This window comes from Arthrobacter sp. ok909, from assembly GCF_900104405.1.
In the GTDB taxonomy this organism is placed as follows: Bacteria; Actinomycetota; Actinomycetes; order Actinomycetales; family Micrococcaceae; genus Arthrobacter; species Arthrobacter humicola.
On sequence record NZ_FNJS01000005.1, the window covers coordinates 160,068 to 180,630 of the forward strand.

Sequence of the window (20,563 nt, forward strand, 5' to 3'; positions counted from 1 at the left end):
ATTGATTACCACTGCTCGTGCTGCGGGTACAGCGGGAAATCGGCGGCGAGCTTGTCCACGCGGGCCTGCAGGGCCTCGATATCCGTGGCCGCGCCGGACTTCAGCGCCGTGGCGATGATGTCGGCGACCTCGGTGAATTCCTCGGCGCCGAAGCCGCGGGTGGCCAGGGCCGGGGTGCCGATGCGCAGGCCGGAGGTGACCATCGGCGGGCGGGGGTCGAACGGCACAGCGTTGCGGTTGACGGTGATGCCCACGGAGTGCAGGAGGTCCTCGGCCTGCTGACCGTCGAGCTGGGAGTTGCGCAGGTCCACCAGGACCAGGTGCACGTCGGTGCCGCCGGTCAGGACCGAGACGCCGGCGTCGGCGACGTCGGCCTGGCCGAGGCGTTCGGCGATGATTTTGGCGCCTTCGAGGACCCGCTCCTGGCGTTCCTTGAATTCCTCGGTACCGGCGATCTTGAAGGCCACTGCCTTCGCGGCGATCACGTGCATGAGCGGGCCGCCCTGCTGGCCGGGGAACACGGCGGAGTTGAGCTTCTTGGCCCATTCCTGCTTGGCCAGGATGACGCCGGAGCGCGGGCCGGCGAGGGTCTTGTGCACGGTGGAGGTGACGACGTCCGAGTGCGGGACCGGGCTCGGGTGCAGCCCGGCGGCCACGAGGCCGGCGAAGTGCGCCATATCGGTCCAGAGCAGGGCGCCAACCTCGTCCGCGATCGAGCGGAACGCGGCGAAATCAAGGTGCCGCGGGTAGGCGGACCAGCCGGCGATGATGACCTGGGGCTTTTCGGCGATGGCCTGCTCGCGCAGCTTGTCCATGTCGATCCGGAAGTTGTCTTCCTCAACCTGGTAGGCGGCAACCTCATAGAGCTTGCCGGAGAAGTTCAGCTTCATGCCGTGGGTGAGGTGACCGCCGTGGGCCAGGGAGAGGCCCAGGATCTTGTCACCGGGGGTGATCATGGCGGCGAGCGCGGCGGCGTTGGCCTGCGCACCCGAGTGCGGCTGGACGTTGGCGTATTCGGCTCCGAAGAGCTCCTTGACGCGGTCGATCGCCAGCTGCTCCGCGACGTCGACGTATTCACAGCCGCCGTAGTAGCGGCGTCCGGGGTAGCCCTCGGCGTACTTGTTGGTCAGGACGGAACCCTGAGCTTCCATCACGGCGCGCGGGGCGAAGTTCTCGGAAGCGATCATTTCCAGGGTGCCGCGCTGGCGGCCCAGTTCCTGGGCCAGAACGGCGGCGATTTCCGGGTCGAGTTCGGCCAGCGGCTGGTTGCTCACGGCGGCTGAGGTGGCGGTAGTAGTAGTCACGAGGAACTCCTGGTAGGCAACGGGTACGGCTAATGGTCAGGCTACCGGCTGGCCCGTTGCACCGCCCCTTGATGACGGACCCCTGGACAGCGGGACGCGACGTCGGCGATTGGCACCCTGCGCGGGCGCCGGCAACGGCCCGGCAGCGGTGAAGCTGCCGACCGGTAAGACATGACCCTCGGCCCAGGCGTACGATCCGTGGTCTTCGTGAGTGCCGCTCCCTGATGGTTAGCCATCCAACGCCAGTTGCGACGGGTTAACACTACCAAAACGCTTACAAAACTGCCCCTGAAGCGCAGGTAGGCTGTTCTTCGTGACTGACGAGAACCTGACTGCTTCCTACATCCTGACTCTGTCCTGCCCTGACCGGCCCGGCATCGTGCACGCCGTCGCCGGAGCCCTCCTCGTGGCGGGCTGCAATATTACGGACTCCCAGCAGTACGGCAGCCACGGCACGGGCACCTTCTTCATGCGGGTGGAGGCAACGACGGCCGCCGAGCGGGCCGAGCTGCAGGCGGCGCTGGAGCCCGTGGCGCAGGCTTTCGGCATGCAGTGGAGCCTGAACCCGGCCGGCCGGAAAGTCCGAACCCTGCTGATGGCCAGCACCTCGGCCCACTGCCTGAACGATCTGCTCTTCCTGCAGCGCTCCGGCACTCTGCCGATCGACATTCCGGCCATCGTCTCCAACCACCGGGACCTTGAGGGCCTGGCAGAGTTCTACGGCATCCCGTTCCACTACATCCCCGTCACGCCGGACACCAAGGTCCAGGCCGAGGACGCCCTTCGTCTCCTGATGAAGGAGCACGACATTGAGCTCACCGTCCTGGCCCGGTACATGCAGATCATCTCCGACGAGCTGTGCAGCGAACTCACGGGCAAGGCGATCAACATCCACCACTCCTTCCTGCCCTCTTTCAAGGGTGCCAAGCCCTACCACCAGGCGCACGCCCGCGGCGTGAAACTCATCGGGGCCACGGCGCACTACGTCACGGCAGCCCTGGATGAGGGGCCGATCATCGAGCAGGAAGTCATCCGCGTGGACCACCGGCGCACCGCCGAGCAGTTCGTCCAGATGGGCCGCGACGTGGAGGGCCGCACCCTGGCCCAGGCCGTGCAGTGGCACGCCGAGCACCGCGTCCTGCTCGACGGCAACCGGACGGTTGTCTTTAACTGATTCCGGTCCTTGACTAGAGCCATGGAATCCATCCGGAAGGACCGGCTCGAATCATTCGTGGCCCTGCTGAAGTCAGAGGGGCGGCACGCGGTGCTGGGGCTCGACTGCGGCACGGGCACCGACGGGCTGCACTTTGTGCAGTCCGGCATCCATTTCACCGGCGTCGACCCGTCCGAGGAAAATATCCACGCCGCCCGGGCGCACGGGCTGGAGGCGTCCGTGGCAGCCCCGGAATCGCTGCCGTTCGCCGACGCCGCGTTCTCCTCGGTCTGGGCGGTGGACGCCCTGGCGGGGCTGCCGCCGGATCAGTGGGACGACGTCGTCCGCGAACTCGGGCGGGTGGCCGAACCCGGTGCGCCGATCGCCGTCGTCCTCCCGTCCCCCGCCCCGCGCAGCGAAGGCGACGCAGGCGACGGGGGCGGGTTTACGGTCCTCCGCTCCCCCGCCTGACCCAACTAACTCGCAGTAGAGGCCGTTTTGGACGCTCATAACGGCCCCTGCTGCGAGTCACTTGGGAAGGGAGGTGTCCTAGGCTGGAGGCATGGCTCCCCTCTACGCATTCGCCGGCACGACCCCGGCCGTCCATCATTCCGCTTTCATCGCGCCCACGGCCTCGGTGATCGGCAACGCCACGCTGGCTGAGAACTCGAGCGCCTTCTACGGCGTGTCCGTCCGCGCTGACACCGCCGCCATCACCGTGGGCGCCGGCAGCAACCTGCAGGACAACGTGGTGCTGCACGCCGATCCCGGGTTCCCCTGCACCGTCGGGGCCCGGGTCAGCGTCGGCCACAGCGCAGTGGTGCACGGCTGCACCGTCGAGGACGACTGCCTGATCGGCATGAGCGCCACCATCCTCAACGGGGCCGTGATCGGCACCGGCTCGCTTGTTGCTGCCGGTGCCGTGGTGCTGGAGGGCACGGTCGTCCCGCCGCGCTCGCTCGTCGCCGGGGTGCCCGCGAAAGTCCGGCGCGAGCTCAGCGACGAGGAGTTCGCGGGCGTCCAGCGCAATGCCGCGCACTACCAGGAGCTGGCACGGGCGCACCGCGAACTCCACAGCGCCTGAGCCCTGCTTAGTCGAGGGCGAGCACCTTAGTCCAGGGCGATCGGACCCAGCTCAGGCAGGAGCTCGCCCGGGCCCGGGTTCCCCTTCGGTGTCCGGCCGCCGAGGTGGTTGACCACGCCCCAGACCGCGTTGAGGCCGGTGGTGACGGCACCCTCGGCCCAGCCGGCGGTGAAGGAGACGTCGTCGCCGGCGAGGAAGATCCCGCGCTGTTCGGCGGGCAGGCCGTCCTGCTTAAAGTGGGTGAAGAGCCGCTGCTGGTAGCGGTAGTGCCCCGGCAGGTTGGCCTTGAAGGCGCCCATGAAGTTGGGGTCGGCTTCCCACGAGACCGTGATCGGCTGTCCCACGATGTGGCTGGCGATGTCGACGCCCGGGTAGATCTGCTCCAGCGAATGCAGCATGAGCTCCGCCCGCTGGTCCGCGTCGAGTGAGAGCCACTTCAGCGCGTCGTCGTTCCATGTGTAGGACAGCAGGATCACGGCGGGCTGGTCCGGGCCGTTGTCCAGCAGGTACGTGGCCCGGTTCAGCCGGTCGGTCAGCGTCATGGACAGGACCTCGCGGCCGGTCTCCGGATCGATGTCCTTCCAGAACGGCCGGTCCACCATGACGAAGGTCTTGGAGGACTGCATGTAGTGCGAGCGTTCGATCGCCGTCCACAGCTCGGCGGGAAACAGGGTTTCGTCCGTGTGGATCCGCGTCGACAGCAGCCAGGACTGGCATGTGGTCACCACCGCCGGGTAGGCGGATTCGCGTCCCCAGCGTTCGCGGATCCGGAAATCGCCGCTGCCGTCGCGGGCGATGCGCTCCACGGCGCCGCGCGGGGCACCCGCATGCAGCGACGCCAGGGAGGTGCCGTCCGGCCAGTGCGCCATGCCCGAGGGCGCGTGCTCCCACAGCGCCTCGGGGAGCCGCTGCGCGCCGCCGGCGATGAGCCGGTGCTGGTCATCGGCGTCGGTGTAGACGATCCGGAGGATTTCGAGAATGGAGTTGGGGAAGTCGGTGTCCCAGCCGCCGGTGCCGAACCCCACCTGCCCGAACGCCTCGCGGTGGGCGAAGCCGGCCTGCTTGAAGGAGTCGCTCCCGGCGATAAAACCGTAGAACGTCTGCTCATCCAGCTCCGGCAGCAGCGCGTTCCACAGTTCCTTGATCCGGGCCGTATCCCGGGCCCGGATGGCCTCCTGCATCTCGGCGAACCGGGCGCCGTCGTTCACGGCCGCCTTCCACGCGTCCGCTACCTCCAGGAAGAACGGGGGCAGGTCCGCCGCGGTCTCGGCGTAGTACTTCTGGCCCGCGAGCTCGATCACCGTGCTGGAGGTCGCCGGCGCCAGCGGATTGGGGAACGCCTGGGTGTCCAGCCCGAGCAGGTCCACGTAGTGGTAGAACGCCTTGCCGGAGACCGGGAAACGCATGCCGCCGAGGTCCGCCACGATGCCCGGCGCGGACGGGAAGCTGGCGGTCCTCAGCCGGCCGCCGATCCTGTCGGCCTCATAGACCACCGGCCGCAGGCCCAGCTTCATGAGCTCATAGGCGGTCACGAGCCCGGACAGGCCGGCACCGACGACGGCGACCTCCGTCCCGTACAGTTCCGGCGGCACTGACCCCAGGCCGTCCGGGTGGGCCAGGTAGTGGTCGTAGCTGAACGGAAAATCCGGGTTCAGCATGGTGATGGGCGCCTCGGCCGCGGTGGAAGCCGGGGTGGTAGCCGGCGCGGGGGCCGGCAGTTCGGTGGCGGTGGTCATGAGATCTCTGCCTTCAGTTCCTCGGTTGTGGTGGTGTTGGCGGGTTGGCGGCTTGATAGTTCACGGTATTCCTCGTGCCCCAGGGCCGCCACCCTGGAGTTCTTGCGGCCGTAGCCGAAGTAGGCGGCAAAGCCCACGAGCATCCAGACACCGAAGACCGCCCAGGTCTCGGCGCCGAGGTTGGCCATGAGGTAGGCGCACATGAGGGCGCCGAGAATCGGGGTCAGCGGAAAGAGCGGGACGCGGAAGCTGCGCTTGAGCTCCGGGCGGTTGCGCCGCAGGTAGAGGACGGCCACGTTGACCAGCGCGAAGGCGAAGAGGGTGCCGATGCTGGTGGCGTCCGCGAGGGCGCCCAGCGGCACGAGGCCGGCGGTCAGCGCGACGGCGGTGCCCACGATCAGGGTTCCGGCAACCGGCGTGCCGGTCCGGGGCGAGACGCGGCCGAAGACCTTGGGGACGAGGCCGTCGCGGGACATGGACAGCAGGATCCGGGTCTGCCCGTAGAGGACGGTCAGCACGATGCTGGCGATGGCCAGCACGGCACCGACGGCGAACACGACGCCGACCCACGGCTGGCCGGTGATTTCCTCGAGGATCTTCACGAGGGCGGCTTCGGTGCCGTCGAACCAGCCCCAGGGTCGGGCGCCGATGGCGGCGACGGAGACGAGCACGTAGATGCTGGTGACGATCAGCATGGAGAGCAGGATGGCCCGCGGGAGGTCGCGCTTGGGGTTGCGGGCTTCCTCGCCGGCCGTGGAGGCGGCGTCGAAGCCGATGTAGGAGAAGAAGACCCGGGAGGCCGCGGCCGAGACGCCGGCGGCGCCCATCGGCATGAGGGGTTCAAAGTGTCCGCCATTGAACGCGGTGAAGGCCACTGCGCAGAAGAACAGCAGGATGCCGACCTTGACCAGGACAATCGCGGTGTTGATCCAGGCGCTTTCCTTGGCCCCGCGGACCAGCAGCGCCATGGCCAGCGCCACAATGATGATTGCGGGCACATTCAGCACCCCGCCGGCTCCGGGCGGCTGCGACATGGCGTCCGGAAGCGTCAGGCCGAAGACCGCCAGGGCCTCGTTGACGTACTGGCCCGCACCGACCGCGACGGCGGCCACGGAGACGGCGTATTCCAGGACCAGGCACCAGCCGCAGATCCAGGCCATGCCCTCGCCCATCGTCGCGTAGGTGTACGAGTAGCTGGACCCGGCGGCAGGCACCAGGCCGGCCATCTCCGCGTAGGACACGGCGGAGAGCAGGGCGGCGAATCCGGCGATGGCGAAGGAGATCCAGATGGCCGGTCCGGCGAGCGGCACGGATTCGCCCAGGATGACCAGGATGCCGGTGCCGAGCGTGGCGCCGACGCTGATCATGGTCAGCTGCAGTACCCCGAAACTGCGGACCAGCCGCGTGCCGCCGTGCCCGGTCTCGGCCTCGCTGACGAGCTGCCCGATCGGCTTGCGGCGCAGGAGCTGGGCGGCGAGCCCGGGACGGCCGGCGGCCGCCGGCGGGCGTTCCCCGATCAGAGTTGGCACAGTCATCGTTGACGTCCTTATCTTCAGTAGTGGTCGGTTTCCCCTGACCCACCCTAGGCTTGTGAGCCACCTCTCACAGGGGTGCAAAATGACCTATAGTCTTCAGTCATGAGACTTAATGCACTGTCGACCCGGTCGTGGGCCCGGCGTCCGGGCGGCCAGAACGGGAACCGCGGCCGTGGCTGCTGAGGACTCGGAGCGGCTCGGCTTCGTCACCCTGGCGCAGTTCCTGCGCCAGCTTCCGGCGCTGAAGGTCCTGCACGACGGCGGCAACGGAGACGGGCGGCTGCGCTGGGTTGAGCCGAGCGAGCTGGACGATCCGACCCCCTACCTGCTCGACGGCGAGTTCCTGCTCACCGCGGGCCTGCCGTTCGTAGGCGACGGCGGCAGCGATGATGCGGTGGACGCTTATGTGCGGCGGCTGGTTGAGGCCCGGGTCGGCGCCCTCGGCTTTGGCCTGGAACCCTACTTCGATGCCGTGCCCGATACCGTGGTCCAGGCCTGCCGGCGGCAGGAGCTGACGCTGGTGTCCATCCCGGGGAACCTCCCGTTCGCCGCCCTGGGGCTCGAATTCTCCCGGCTCCTCGAATCGGACAGCGCCAAGACCTTCCGCCAACTGGCGGACACCAACCGGCAGTTGATGCGGGCGGTCCTGTCTGCGCGCCCCGAACATGAACTGCTCGCCGCCCTCGTGCAGCGCGTCCCGGTCTGGGCCGTGCTGGTCGGCACGGACGGCCGGGTGCGTGCCCGCGGCTCGGCCGCCCCGGGCGTTGATTCAGCCGCCTTGCAGCCGCTGCTGACCCGGCTGCTCGCCGGCAGCGGTCCCCGGGTGGAGATGGATTCGTTCGACGCCGCCGGCTCGTCGCTGGTCTTCGGGCATCCGCTGCGCAGTACCCGGGACGCCAACCTCGGCGCACTCGTCATCGGCACGGACGCGGCGCTGACCCCGGCGCAGAACAGTGTTGTCGCCACCGCCGTCGGGCTGCTGGAACTGCTGGTCCGCCAGCGCACCAGCGGTTCCCTGGCCCCCAGCCAGCTGGCCACGGCGCTGCTCCTGCATCCGGAAAGCGTGGCGTCAGGAACGGCACGGCACGTCACCGGATTGAAGGACCTGCTGGCACAAAGCATTTCCTCCACCCGGTCCGGTCAGCTGCGCGTCGTTCAGGGCCTCCGGCTGGACACCGACACCGGCAGCGGCAGGACTGCGGACGCGCCGCGCCGCACGGGCGAGGGCCCGGTCCGGGAGCTGCTCGAGTGGCGCAGGCTGTTCGACACCAAACTGGTGGAGCTCACCGACTACGGCTTTGCCGCCATAACGCGCCTGAAGGTCGACGACGCCCTGCTCGCCGCGGTGGAACGGCTCGGGTGGCGCCTGGTGATCGGCAGCAGCACCGAATTCGCCGGTCTTGCGGAGGCCTACCAGCGAGCCTCGTCGCTGCGGAATCGCGTGCTCACGAGCCGCCGGAGCGCCCGGGAGGACGACGTCACGTGGTCCGTGACGGGCCTGCTGGGCGCCGAGGCCGGCGCCCTGCTGGCGCGGCGCCTGCTGGCACCCGTGCTCGCGCTTGAGCCGGAACGCCGCGACAGCCTGCTCGGCATCCTGCGGGCCTGGCTGGGCGAGAACGGCAGTTGGGACGCTACGGCAAAGGCCACGGGCCTGCACCGCAACAGCGTCCGCCGGCAGATCGGCATCATCACCGATCTTCTGGGACTTGACCTCAATCAGGCCCAGGCCCGCGCGGAGCTGTGGATCGCGCTCCAGTACCTGGGCGGCCTGGAGCTGCCCGGCGCCGCGGCCGGCTCACCGGTCCCGGCCACGTCCGACGTCGTTGCGCCAGCTGCTGACTCCCCCGCCGCCCAGACCCGTGGCCGGACGCCCGCCAGTCAGACGTCCCAGGAACGGTAGATGTCCGGGCGGCGGTCGCGCAGATACGCCACGGCGGCCTCCGGATCGTCCGCCCTGTCGGCGCTGCCGGCCCCTTCGACCGGGCCTGCGGCGGCGTTGACAACCTCACCGAGCTCGGCAAACAGCAGTTCCGCCCCGGGGCCGGCCTCGGCCAGGACGGCTCCGTCCGGGCCCGCCACGATGCTGCCGCCGTGGAAGTCATAGCTGTCCTCCAGGCCGGTGTGGTTGGCATAGGCGACCGTGAGCTGGTTCTCCAGGGCCCGGGCCCGGACCAGCACCTTCGGCACGGCGTCGAACCCGCCGGCGAGGGCCGTCGGCACCAGGAGCAGTTCGGCGCCGCGCACGGCGGCGGCCCGTGCGGACTCGGGAAACTCGATGTCGTAGCAAATAACCAGCGACGTTTTGAGCCCGTGGAACTCCACGACGCCGGGGGCCGCTGCGGCCGGTGCGAACGCCGCCCGCTCATCGGGGCCGAACAGGTGCACTTTGCCGTAGCTGAGCAGTTCGTCTCCTGACTCGTCCACAAGAGTCGCTGAGATGTGCCACTCTCCTGCCGGCGTCACGGCGGGCAGGCTGTAGACCAGGGCGATGTTATTGCGCCGGGCGATCCCCGCCAGGGCCTCCCGGAGCGCAGGCAGCGTGGCGGGGTCGAAGTCCGCGCGCAGCCGGCCCGGCGCGTAGCCCACGGGGAAGAGCTCGGGGGTCAGCAGCAGCTGCGCCCCCGCGGCCGCCGCGGTGCGCGCCGCGTCATCCACCGCGGCGAAGTTCGCCGTCATGTCCAGCACGGCGGAGTTCGCCTGCATCAGGGCCAGCAGCACCATTACCACCTCAAGATTTTCCGGGCACCTCCGCAGGACCGCTGCGGACTCTCTTGTCCCAGCGTAGCTTCGGCCCACACAGCCTGCATTGGTGCATTTCCGCCCGGCCGTCCGGCAGGGAGGGCAGAACGTCCCGGCAGCAGAGCGTGCAAGCGCTAAGGGCCGGTCACGCCGCCGGAATCCTGCGGCACCGTTATCAATGCGTTAACTTCTTGACTACAAGCCGCGGATGCGTCACGCTTCATAGCATGCCCTCACCAACGCGCTCAACGAGGAGCCGAACCAAGAACCCGGGATCGCAGTCCGCGCTCCGGCATCTGAACCAGCAGCGGATCATCGAATGCCTCCTCGCCGGTCCTTCCACCCAGGCGGAACTGGCCCGCCAGACCGGCCTTTCCACTGCGACTGTTTCCAACATCGTCAAGATCATGCAGGATGCCGGACTGGCCTCGACCGAGCCGATCACCAGCTCCGGGCGACGGGCCCTGAACGTCCGGCTCAACAGCAACGGTGCCGTCGCCGTCGGGATCGACTTCGGCCGGCGCCACCTGCGCGTGGTTCTGGCCTCGCTCAGCTATCACGTGATCGCCGAGGAATCCGTCCTGCTTCCCCTGGGCCACCACGCGGAGGAGGGCATCCAGGCCGCCGTCGGTGTGCTTGACCGGCTGCTCGCCAACAGCGGCGTGGAACGCAGCGCTCTGGTGGGTGCCGGCGTCGGAATTCCCGGCCCCATCGACCGGCGCACCGGCACCGTGGCGCAGGGCGCGATTCTGCCCGAATGGGTGGGCATCAACATCCTCAAACGCCTCGAAGAAGCCCTTGACCTGCCCGTTTTCGTGGACAACGACGCCAATCTGGGCGCCCTGTCCGAGGTCACCTGGGGGCCGCACAGCGGCGTCAGCAACCTGATGTTCCTCAAGATCGGTTCGGGCATCGGCGCGGGGCTGATCCTCAACGGCGCCCCGTACTACGGCAACGTGGGGATCACCGGCGAAATCGGCCACGCCACCATCCACGAACACGGGCTGATCTGCCGTTGCGGGAACCGGGGCTGCCTGGAAACCATCGCCTCCACCACCACCATGATCGAACTCCTGAGCCGCGGCGAGGACCGGCCCCTCACGCCCGGGGATATCGTCCGGAAAGCCCTGGAACGGGACTCCGCGACACTCCGCGTGGTGGACGACGCCGGTCTCGCCGTCGGACGCGCCCTGGGCAACGTGGCGAACCTGATCAACCCGGAAGTCATTGTGGTGGGCGGTCCGCTGGCAGGCCTCGGCGAGCTCCTCCTGGACCCGATCCGGCGAGGCCTGATCCGCCACGCCGTACCGGTCATCGGGGAGACCACCACCCTCACGATGTCATCCCTGGGCGACCGGGCGGAGGCCCTCGGGGCCACGGCATTGGTCTTCCAGCACGCCGGAATCCGGCGGAACTAACCATTCGTTATCGGGCCGTTGCGTTAAAGACTTGACGACAAGGCCTGTGATCCAGTTTACTTTTCCATCAGACGGCCCTGCGGTTTGCAGGGGCGGACAACGAAGTCATGCATTGGAGGCGTAAGGGCAGATGACGTCCCTCAACACGCACAGTGATCCGCTAATCCTCGAGATGCGTTCCATCACCAAGGAATTCCCCGGCGTTAAAGCTTTGGCCGATGTGAGCCTGCGGGTGAAGGCCGGCGAGATCCACGCCATCTGCGGTGAAAACGGCGCGGGCAAGTCCACCCTGATGAAGGTCCTGTCCGGGGTTTACCCGTACGGCACCTACACCGGGGACATCGTTTACCAGAACGAAGTCCAGGAGTTCAAGGACATCCGCGCCAGCGAGCACGCCGGGATCGTGATCATCCACCAGGAGCTCGCGCTGATCCCGGAACTGTCAATCATGGAGAACATCTTCCTCGGCAACGAGCCCACCAAGCGCGGGGTGATCGACTGGACCGAGGCCCGGAAGCGGTCCATCGAACTGCTGGCCCGGGTGGGGCTGCGGGAAGACCCGGACACCCCCATCAAGGAGATCGGCGTCGGCAAGCAGCAGCTGGTCGAGATCGCCAAGGCCCTGAACAAGTCGGTCAAACTCCTGATCCTGGACGAGCCCACGGCCGCGCTGAACGAGTCCGACTCCCAGCACCTGCTGGACCTCATGCTCGGCCTGAAGGGCCGCGGCATCACCTCGATCATCATTTCCCACAAGCTCAACGAGATCGAACAGATCGCGGATGAGATCACGATCATCCGCGACGGCAAGTCGATCGAGACCCTGAACGTCAAGGCCGACGGCGTCGACGAGGACCGCATCATCAAGGGCATGGTGGGCCGGACCCTGGAATCCCGGTTCCCGGAGCACGAGCCGAAGATCGGCGACGTCCTCTTCGAGGTGAAGAACTGGAACGTCGGGCACCCGCAGATCCAGGACCGCCTGGTCTGCAAGAACTCCAGCTTCTTCGTCCGCCGCGGCGAGATCGTCGGGTTCGCCGGCCTCATGGGCGCCGGACGCACCGAGCTGGCCCGGTCCGTGTTCGGGCGTTCCTACGGCCGCTTCATCTCGGGCCATGTCTATAAGGATGGCAAGGAACTGCAGCTCAAGAACGTCCGCCAGGCGATTGACGCCGGGCTGGGCTACGTCACGGAGGACCGCAAGTCCCTGGGCCTGAACCTGCTGGATGACATCAAGGCCACCACGGTCTCGGCGAACCTGCGCAAGATCAGCAAGCACTTCGTGGTGGACACCAACAAGGAGTACATGGTTGCCGAGGAGTACCGGAAGTCGCTGCGGACCAAGACGCCCTCCGTCGAGGAAGGCGTCGCGAAGCTCTCCGGCGGCAACCAGCAGAAAGTCGTGCTGGCCAAGTGGATGTTCACCGACCCGGACGTGCTGATCCTGGACGAGCCCACCCGCGGGATCGACGTCGGCGCCAAGTACGAGATCTACGGCATCATCCAGAACCTGGCCAACCAGGGCAAGGCCGTGATCGTCATTTCCTCGGAACTGCCCGAACTGCTGGGCCTCTCGGACCGGATCTACACGATTTTCGAAGGTGCCATCACCGGCGTGCTGAACAAGGACGAAGCAAGCCAGGAAAGCCTCATGAAACTCATGACGTCCGCCCGCAAGACCGCCTCACCCTCTGGGACCATCCAGAACTAGCCGAACACCCCGGACACAAGGACTGAAACAATGAACGCGCTCAAGAAGCTCTTTGGCGGCAACACCCGCCAATTCGGCATGATCTTCGCCCTGGTTGCGCTGATCGTGTTCTTCGAGATTTTCACGGAGGGCCGCACGCTCACGTCGGGCAACGTCATCAACCTCTTCAACGGCAACTCCTACATCCTGATCCTCGCCATCGGCATGGTTCTGGTCATTATCGCCGGGCACATCGACCTCTCGGTCGGTTCCGTCGCCGCCTTCGTGGGCGTCTGCGTGGCCCTCTTCATCCGTGACTGGGGACTGCCCTGGTACATCGGCGTCCTGATGGGGCTGGGGCTGGGCATCCTGATCGGAGCCTGGCAGGGATTCTGGGTGGCCTACGTCGGCATTCCAGCGTTCATCGTGACGCTGGCCGGCATGCTGATCTTCCGCGGCGCCAACCAGTTGGTCGGCAAGTCGAACACCATCCCGGTCCCCACGGATTTCCAGTACATCGGCTCCGGCTACCTGCCCGAGATCGGCCCGAAAACCGGGTATAACAACCTCACCCTGATCCTGGGCCTGCTCGGCGTCGCCTTCGTGATCTTCAGCGAGATCCGCTCCCGCCGCAACGCCAAGGCGCTCGGCGCCGAGGTCCCCGAAGTCTGGGTCAGCGTTCTCAAGCTGGTCCTGGTCTGCGGCGCCATCCTCTACGCCACCTACCTCTTCGCCACCGGCCGGCCGGGCACCTCCTTCCCGATCCCGGGCCTGATCCTCGCCGTGCTGATCCTCATCTACGGCTTCATCTCCTCCAAGACCGTGATTGGCCGCCACATCTACGCCGTCGGCGGGAACCGGCACGCGGCCGAGCTCTCTGGCGTCCAGTCCAAGAAGGTCAACTTCCTGGTCATGATGAACATGTCCTTGCTGGCCGGCCTCGCCGGCATGATCTTCGTCGGCCGGTCCACCGCGTCAGGCCCGTTCGACGGCGTCGGCTGGGAACTGGACGCCATCGCGGCTGTCTTCATCGGCGGCGCCGCGGTCACCGGTGGCGTGGGTACCGTGATCGGCTCGATTATCGGTGGCCTGGTCATGGCCGTGCTGAACAACGGCCTGCAGCTCCTGGGCGTCGGCGCCGACCTCACCCAGATCATCAAGGGCCTGGTCCTGCTGATCGCCGTCGCGTTCGACGTCTACAACAAGTCGCAGGGCAAGAGGTCGATCATCGGCATGCTGATGAAGAACTTCGGCCGCAGCAGCGAGATCAAGGCCGACGAGACCACCCAAACCAAAGAGGTCATCTCCCGGGGGATATGATCCGCTGCCCCGATTCCCACATTTCTCCGCACACCACCAAAAGAAAGAGAACCAAGCAATGCGAATGATTGGTAAAGCAGGAAAGGCAGCAGCAATCGCTGCTATTGCGGCACTGGCGCTGACAGCCTGCGGCCGTTCCGACACCGGAACCACCAGCGGTTCTTCCTCCGGGGGCGAGGCCTTCCCGAAGGGCTCTTCAATCGGTGTCGCGCTGCCCCAGAAGACCTCGGAAAACTGGGTCCTGGCTGAGCAGCTGTTCAACGACGGCCTCACCAAGGCCGGCTACAAGCCGGATGTGCAGTTCGCCAACGGCGGCGTTTCGGATCAGCAGAACCAGATCAGTGCCATGATCACCAAGGGCGACAAGCTCATCATCGTCGGTGCCATCGACGGTGCGCAGCTGGGCACCCAGCTCAAGCAGGCCAAGGACGCCGGCGCCACGATCATCGCGTATGACCGGCTGCTCCTGAACACCGAAAACGTGGACTACTACGTGGCCTACGACAACTTCAAGGTCGGTGAACTCCAGGGCCAGGCGCTGCTGGACGGCATGAAGGCCAAGAAGCCGGAAGGCCCGTACAACATCGAGCTCTTCGCCGGTTCCCCCGACGACGCCAACGCGAAGGTCTTCTTCGACGGCGCCATGAGCGTCCTCAAGCCGAAGATGGATGACGGCACCCTGAAGGTCCTCTCCGGCCAGACGAGCTTCGAGCAGGCCGTTACCCAGGGCTGGAAGGCAGAGAACGCCCAGAAGCGCATGGACACCCTGCTCGCCGGAACTTACGGCAGCGCCGCGCTTGACGGCGTGCTGTCCCCGAACGACACCCTGGCCCGCGCGATCATCACCTCCGTCAAGGCCGCCGGCAAGCCGATCCCGGTTGTCACGGGCCAGGACTCCGAGGTTGAGTCGGTCAAGTCCATCATGGCGGGCGAGCAGTACTCCACCATCAACAAGGACACCAACGCGCTCGTTGAGCACTCGATCACCATGGTCAACGACATCCAGGCAGGCAAGAAGCCGGAGATCAACGACGACAAGTCCTACAACAACGGCGTCAAGGTTGTTCCCGCGTACCTGCTGAAGCCGGTCATCGTGACACAGGCCAACGTCCACACGGCCTACGTCAACGATCCGGTACTCGGACCGATCACCAAGCAGTAGTTCCTGACCAGCAGTTCCTGACTCAGGCGCAGGTTCCGCCGGCGCCAGCCCGCCACGAGAGCCCCGGCTCCCCCGCAAGGGAGGGCCGGGGCTCTTGCGTTGGCTGTCGCCTTCTGCTTGCTTCCTTTTGCCTTCTCCCTTACTGCCTCTGCTTTTTTCCTCCTCCCTTTTGCCTCTACTTTTTTGCCTCCTCCCTTTTGCCTCCGGCAGAGAGCTTCACAGCGGATCCATAGCTTCACCGGGAGGTCCGCACAGCAGCCTGTACCACTGTGGGACCAGCCGCCGGACAGCGGGTCCGGCAAGAGACACCCAAGAAAAATTAGGAGTACCGTGAGCGTTCTTGCCCGGAGTGTAGGCAACGCCTTTCGAAACAAAGTCAGGACCGCCGCTGTGGTGGCCGTGCTGGCCGTAGCAATCGGACTTGCTCTGGCCATGCTCGTGGCCAACCAGGCCGTCACCGGCAAGGTCGCCGAGCTCAATGCCTCGGTGGGCACGGTCCTGACCGTCAACCCGGCCGGCGGCCAGGGTTTTGAAGGCGGCGGCGAGCCACTGACGTCTGCGCAGGCGGCCACTGCGGCCGCCGTCCCCAACGTCACCAGCGTGGTCGGCACCAAGGCACTGCGCCTGCGCAACGCCGCCGAAGCCGCGTCCGGACGGACAGGCCAGGGCGGGCCGGGAGGCCAGTCGGCCACCTCCGTCACCACGAGCCTCACCGCCGCAGTCGACGCCGGCACGCTCGGGAACCGGAACCAGGCCTCTACCGGTACCTCCGGAAGCGGCACCGCCAGCTCCACCCAGGCCGCGCCGTCGTTCTCGCTGCCGGTCACCGCAACGGGCATCGGCGCCGAGGTGGACTCCACCGGCAAGGCCCTGCAACTGACGCAAGGCACCGGCCTGGGCGACTACACGGCCGCATCCACCGGCGCCCTGCTGGGCAGCACGCTGGCCACGAAGAACGGTCTGAGTGTGGGCTCGACGTTCACCATCAAGGACCAGACCTTCACTGTCAAGGGACTCTTCGACGCCGGCACCGCCTTCGGCAACAACGCCCTCTACGTCACGCTCCCCACCGCCCAGACCCTCGCCGCGCTGCCGGGCGAGCTGTCCACCATGATCGTCACGGTCAACAGCATGGAGAACGTCGACGCCGCCAAGTCCGCGCTCCAGACCGCCCTCGGCTCCGACAAGGCGGACGTCACCCAGGGCCAGCGGAACCTGCAGACGGCCGTCAGCTCGCTGGACAGCGTCAAGAACATCTCCTTCATCGCCTTCGCCGCGGCCCTCGCCACCGCCGGCCTGATCATCCTGCTGATCATGGTCATGCTGGTCCGGGAACGCCGCCGCGAGATCGGCGTCCTGAAGGCCGTCGGAGCCCCTAACCGCACCATCGGCCTGCAGTTCGTGCTGGAGGCCCTCGTGCTGGTGGCCATGGGCAGTGTGGTGGGCGCCGCCATCGCGTCCTTTGCCAGCGGCGGGATCGCCAGCGCCCTCATCAGCTCAAGCAGCAGCACGACTGCGGCCACCGGCCAGCGCGGCGGCCCCGGAGGCTTCCCCGGCGGCGGTGGATTCCCCGGCGGCGGTGCCGGCGGACCCTTCGGCGGGGCCAGCCAGCTGCTGACCTCCGTCACGGCGAGCGCCTCCCCCGAGATCATTGCCACGGGCATCGCCGCGGTATTCGGCGTCGCCATCATCGGGGCCCTGGTCCCAGCCCTGCTCACCGCACGCATCCGCCCCATCGAAGTCCTCCGAGGAGAATAGCCATGATCGAAGTGAAGAACCTGGTCCGCACGTTCAAATCCGGTGACCGGACCATCAAGCCGGTCAACGACGTCAGCTTCGAGCTCGAACAGGGCACGCTGGCCTCGATCGTGGGCAAGAGCGGCAGCGGCAAGAGCACCCTGCTGTCCCTGCTCGGCGCGCTCGACAAGCCGACCAGCGGCGACGTGGTGGTCAACGGCGTGAGCCTGGCCAGCATGCCGGACGCCAAGCTGACGAATTACCGGCGCCGGGACATCGGATTCGTCTTTCAGCAGTTCAACCTGATCCCGAACCTCTCGGCCGTGGACAACGTGATGCTGCCGATGGAGTTTGCCGGGGTGCGCAGGGCCGCCCGGCTCGAGCGTGCCCGGCAGCTGCTCGAACAGGTCCAGCTCGACCCGGACAAGCACGTGCGGCGCATCAACCGGCTCTCCGGCGGGGAGCAGCAGCGGGTGGCGATCGCCCGGGCGCTGGCCAACGAACCCAAGCTGATCCTGGCCGATGAACCCACCGGCAACCTCGACGAACAGACCGGCGAGCACATCATCGAGCTCCTCAGCGCGCTCAGCCGGGACCACAACACCACCATCCTGGTGGTCACCCATGACCGGTCCCTGGCCAATAAGACCGACCGGCGGTTCCGGCTCCAGCAGGGCCGGCTCACCGAGGAAACGGCCCGGACCCGTGCGACCGCGGCCGTGACCGGCTAACGGTGGCGCTGCGGGCGGATCCCTACCGGTCCTCCCGCAGCTTTTGCCCCCAAAACCGAATCCCTCCCGCAGGTCCCGCCCCCAAAACCCAATCCCTCCCGCACGTGGGTGAGAAGATGACACCATGTCTGCCCCCATCGCGAAGCCGTGGCTGTTCAGCCAGCCGGACCAGGATCCCCGCACCGCCACCGGCGCCCGGCTGCGCTGGGGGATCATCGCCACCGGCGGGATCGCCGCAGCGGTCACCCGCGACCTCGAACTTCTGGCGGATGCGGAACTGCATGCCGTCAGCTCCCGCACCCAGGCGGCGGCCGACGCCTTTGCGGCCGACTACGGCTTTGTCCGCGCCTACGGCGACCACGACGGCGTGAGCGGCTACGACCGCCTGCTGGCGGATGACGCCGTCGACGTCGTCTACGTCGCCACGCCGCACGCCCACCACCACGAGATCGCCCTGGCCGCCCTCAACGCCGGCAAGCACGTGCTGTGCGAGAAGGCCCTCACCATCAACGCGCGGGAAGCCGCCGAGCTGATCGCGGTGGCCCGGGCTAACGGATTATTCCTTATGGAGGCGGTGTGGAGCCGTTTCCTGCCCAGCATGCAGCGGGCGTTCGAGATCGCGGCCTCGGGCGAGATCGGCGAGGTCAAGTGGGTCGGCGCCGACCTCGGCTTCCCGGCACCGTACTCGCCAGGTTCCCGGCTCTGGGCGCCCAAGGACGGCGGCGGCGCCCTGCTGGACCTGACGGTCTACCCGCTGCTCTGGGCGCTCGGCACGCTGGGGTTCCCGCAAACGGTCAGCGCCACCGGCTGGCTCAACGACGACGGCGTGGACGCCCAGAACGCCCTGACGCTCGGCTACCACCACGGCGCGCAGGCCCAGCTGACCTCCTCATTGCTCGCACATGGGCCCCGTACTGCCACCGTCGCCGGCAGCAAGGGCTTCCTCCAGACCTCCGGCTCGATCAACAACCCGAAGGAGCTGCTGGTCAGGGTTGGCTTCGACGATCCGCGCACGGAGCAGTTCACGACCGTGGGTCGCGGCTACACCTACGAGCTCCGCGAAGTCACGCGCTGCATCCAGCAGGGGCTCACTGAGAGCCCGGTCATGCCGCTGGAGGACTCCCTGAACACCATGCGGCTCTTCGACGGTGTACGCGCGCAACTCGGAGTGAGTTACCCGAACGACGCCCACTAACCACCTCCCGCGGGCCGCGAACCCGGCAGGGGCCCAGTGTCTCGGTATGCCTACAGTTTCGGCGCTGCTCTGGACTCGCCCGTTGGGGCCGACTTACCCTGTAGGCAATTGTCTACTCTTCCCGGAGCGGGGGTGCGCGCATGGATCCAGCAGCGTCGCCCTCCCGTGCGGGCCGCAGCCTCCGCCCCCTGCGCCGCGTCGTCTTGGCGGCCCTAGCCGGCGCCGCCTGGCTGACGCTCTCAGGCACCGCCGCGCAGGCGGACGACGCGTGCACGATCTACGGGCCGGCCGGTGACGAGCACGGGACTGTAGCAGCTGCCGAATGCGCGGATACCGACGACTTGCCTGTGCCCGCCCTCGAGGGCTCCCAGGTGCCTCTGGAGTCCGACCCGGCCCCGTCGGGCACGTGGGCCGCGGGCGCCGTTCCTGCGCCGGTAGTAGCCTCGACGAACGCTTCCCCTGCCGTCGCCTCGAAAGACGTCGCAGATGACGCGCGGTTCGCTGCTGACGAGGCGGCTAAGGGAGCCGCTGGAATTGCCGTTGGGAATGCCGCGCCAGTTCCGGACGCGCCACCACCCGTAACTGATCCCGGACCTCCTGCCTCCGATCCGGCGGTATCTGATCCTTCACCCGTGCCAGGCGCCGCCCCGCCATCCACTTCGCCTGCCGCGGACCCCGCCGTCCCGGCCGTGGATCCGACTGTTCCTGGCACTGGCACCGGTGTGGTTCCGCCCGCCGTGGACCCGACCGCTCCTGTGGTGGACCCCGCCGTTCCAGGCCCCGGCGCTGTTCCGCCGGTCGTGGTGCCCGCGGCTCCGGCGGATCCGGCTTCACTGCAACCCGGTGACTCTGCCGCCGTCGTTCCGGGCGTGCTTCCGGGCGCCGTCGTTCCGGGTGACGGCACAGCGGCCGCAACGCCGGCCGCCGGCGTCGGCGCTTCCCCGCCAGCCGACAGCGCGAAGGCAGCATCGCAGGAACAGCCAGCGCCTGCCGCCCCCGTGGGTCCCCCGGTTCCCGGCCCGCTCCCGACATACCGCCCTGCGGTTGCCCCGGTCACCTATGCCGGTTTGCTGATGTCGGAACCCGTTTCTGCGGCACCCGTCCAGTCGGCCGCTGCCCCACCAGCCGAACCTCCTGCCGGCACCGGTGGACCGCCGGCCTCCCCCGGCACCCCCGGTCCGAGCCCCTGGCATGGCGGCACAGGCCTGCCTGCCCCTGACGCGCTCCCGGCTGCTCCGGGCTCGGGGTGCGGCAGCGGTCAGTCCGCCAACGGGCCTGCCGGAACGGCTGCCTGGATGCCCGGCCTGTACTTCTGCCTGCCCACAACAGGGGCCGACCCCATCACCGGTCCGCTCCAGCACGAATACGCCGCCGTTAGCGCTGATCCCGGTTCTTCTCCTGACTAGTCGGGCCGTCTCTGTCTCCGCAGAGCACGGCCCGTCGGGCTGCCTTGGCCGCCCGTTAACAGTCACCCAGGAGATTTCCCAATGGACTCAACCGTCCGCCGCCGGGTTGCCGGTACCCCACTTCGCAACGGGCTGAACCCGTCAGCGCCGTCACCGGCTGCGAGATCAAAGTCGGCACCGCCAACGTCAGCAAGGTCAAAGCCGGCACAGTCAAAGCCGGCGCCCTCAATGTCCGCGGCATCGGAAGTGCTGCGCGCCCCCGCGCATCCGGAACGCTCAGGCCAGCATCCGCGCGCCGGATGCAAGGCCCGCCCGCCGTAACGCACTGCCCCGCTCCCCTCGAGGTCCTGTGA

General features: G+C 67.7%; 16 protein-coding genes. 12 read left to right on the top strand and 4 right to left on the bottom strand.

Annotation, left to right across the window (positions count from 1 at the left end):
- Positions 1–5: 5 nt before the first annotated feature.
- Positions 6–1,304, bottom strand: a complete 1,299-nt coding sequence (gene glyA / locus BLR03_RS06335; protein WP_091250902.1) for a serine hydroxymethyltransferase — start codon at positions 1,302–1,304, stop codon at positions 6–8.
- A gap of 313 nt (positions 1,305–1,617) precedes the next feature.
- On the opposite strand from glyA, the gene purU reads away from it, so the two are divergent.
- From purU to BLR03_RS06350, 3 genes are all read left to right on the top strand, one after another.
- Positions 1,618–2,478, top strand: coding sequence for a formyltetrahydrofolate deformylase (gene purU / locus BLR03_RS06340; protein ID WP_091250903.1), 861 nt, complete (start codon positions 1,618–1,620; stop codon positions 2,476–2,478).
- 21 nt (positions 2,479–2,499) lie between these two features.
- Positions 2,500–2,928, top strand: coding sequence for a class I SAM-dependent methyltransferase (locus BLR03_RS06345; protein WP_091250905.1), 429 nt, complete (start codon positions 2,500–2,502; stop codon positions 2,926–2,928).
- A gap of 91 nt (positions 2,929–3,019) precedes the next feature.
- Positions 3,020–3,541 carry a gamma carbonic anhydrase family protein gene (locus tag BLR03_RS06350; protein ID WP_091250907.1) on the top strand — a complete coding sequence of 174 codons (522 nt, stop codon included), beginning with the start codon at positions 3,020–3,022 and terminating at the stop codon, positions 3,539–3,541.
- A 26-nt stretch (positions 3,542–3,567) separates the two neighbouring features.
- Here the strand turns inward: BLR03_RS06350 and BLR03_RS06355 are convergent, their stop codons facing one another.
- Positions 3,568–5,277, bottom strand: a complete 1,710-nt coding sequence (locus tag BLR03_RS06355; protein ID WP_175460425.1) for a flavin monoamine oxidase family protein — start codon at positions 5,275–5,277, stop codon at positions 3,568–3,570.
- Positions 5,274–6,812, bottom strand: a complete 1,539-nt coding sequence (locus BLR03_RS06360; RefSeq protein WP_175460426.1) for an amino acid permease — start codon at positions 6,810–6,812, stop codon at positions 5,274–5,276. The genes BLR03_RS06355 and BLR03_RS06360 overlap by 4 nt, the downstream gene beginning before the upstream one ends.
- A gap of 172 nt (positions 6,813–6,984) precedes the next feature.
- On the opposite strand from BLR03_RS06360, the gene BLR03_RS06365 reads away from it, so the two are divergent.
- On the top strand, positions 6,985–8,712 hold the full coding sequence (locus BLR03_RS06365) for a PucR family transcriptional regulator (RefSeq protein WP_091250910.1): 1,728 nt from the start codon (positions 6,985–6,987) through the stop codon (positions 8,710–8,712).
- Here the strand turns inward: BLR03_RS06365 and BLR03_RS06370 are convergent.
- Positions 8,691–9,533: a nitrilase-related carbon-nitrogen hydrolase gene (locus BLR03_RS06370; protein WP_091250911.1), complete on the bottom strand. Its 843-nt coding sequence runs from the start codon at positions 9,531–9,533 to the stop codon at positions 8,691–8,693. The genes BLR03_RS06365 and BLR03_RS06370 overlap by 22 nt on opposite strands.
- A gap of 245 nt (positions 9,534–9,778) precedes the next feature.
- Here BLR03_RS06370 and BLR03_RS06375 point away from each other — a divergent pair, with 245 nt between their 5' ends.
- The 8 genes from BLR03_RS06375 (at position 9,779) to BLR03_RS23885 (ending at position 20,210) form a co-directional block, all read left to right on the top strand.
- Positions 9,779–10,969 carry an ROK family transcriptional regulator gene (locus BLR03_RS06375; RefSeq protein ID WP_091250913.1) on the top strand — a complete coding sequence of 397 codons (1,191 nt, stop codon included), beginning with the start codon at positions 9,779–9,781 and terminating at the stop codon, positions 10,967–10,969.
- A 130-nt stretch (positions 10,970–11,099) separates the two neighbouring features.
- Positions 11,100–12,680 (top strand): multiple monosaccharide ABC transporter ATP-binding protein, encoded by a 1,581-nt coding sequence (gene mmsA, locus BLR03_RS06380; RefSeq protein ID WP_091250914.1) that lies wholly within the window; start codon positions 11,100–11,102, stop codon positions 12,678–12,680.
- A 30-nt stretch (positions 12,681–12,710) separates the two neighbouring features.
- Positions 12,711–13,979 carry a multiple monosaccharide ABC transporter permease gene (mmsB, locus tag BLR03_RS06385; RefSeq protein WP_091250916.1) on the top strand — a complete coding sequence of 423 codons (1,269 nt, stop codon included), beginning with the start codon at positions 12,711–12,713 and terminating at the stop codon, positions 13,977–13,979.
- A 58-nt stretch (positions 13,980–14,037) separates the two neighbouring features.
- Positions 14,038–15,141, top strand: coding sequence for a substrate-binding domain-containing protein (locus BLR03_RS06390; protein ID WP_091250918.1), 1,104 nt, complete (start codon positions 14,038–14,040; stop codon positions 15,139–15,141).
- A gap of 330 nt (positions 15,142–15,471) precedes the next feature.
- Positions 15,472–16,899: an ABC transporter permease gene (locus tag BLR03_RS06395; protein WP_091250919.1), complete on the top strand. Its 1,428-nt coding sequence runs from the start codon at positions 15,472–15,474 to the stop codon at positions 16,897–16,899.
- A 2-nt stretch (positions 16,900–16,901) separates the two neighbouring features.
- Positions 16,902–17,609 (top strand): ABC transporter ATP-binding protein, encoded by a 708-nt coding sequence (locus tag BLR03_RS06400; protein WP_091250921.1) that lies wholly within the window; start codon positions 16,902–16,904, stop codon positions 17,607–17,609.
- A gap of 124 nt (positions 17,610–17,733) precedes the next feature.
- A complete protein-coding gene (locus BLR03_RS06405; protein ID WP_091250923.1) occupies positions 17,734–18,804 on the top strand; it encodes a Gfo/Idh/MocA family protein in 1,071 nt (356 codons plus the stop codon).
- 140 nt (positions 18,805–18,944) lie between these two features.
- Positions 18,945–20,210 carry a hypothetical protein gene (locus tag BLR03_RS23885; protein ID WP_139184470.1) on the top strand — a complete coding sequence of 422 codons (1,266 nt, stop codon included), beginning with the start codon at positions 18,945–18,947 and terminating at the stop codon, positions 20,208–20,210.
- The last annotated feature ends 353 nt before the right edge of the window (positions 20,211–20,563 follow it).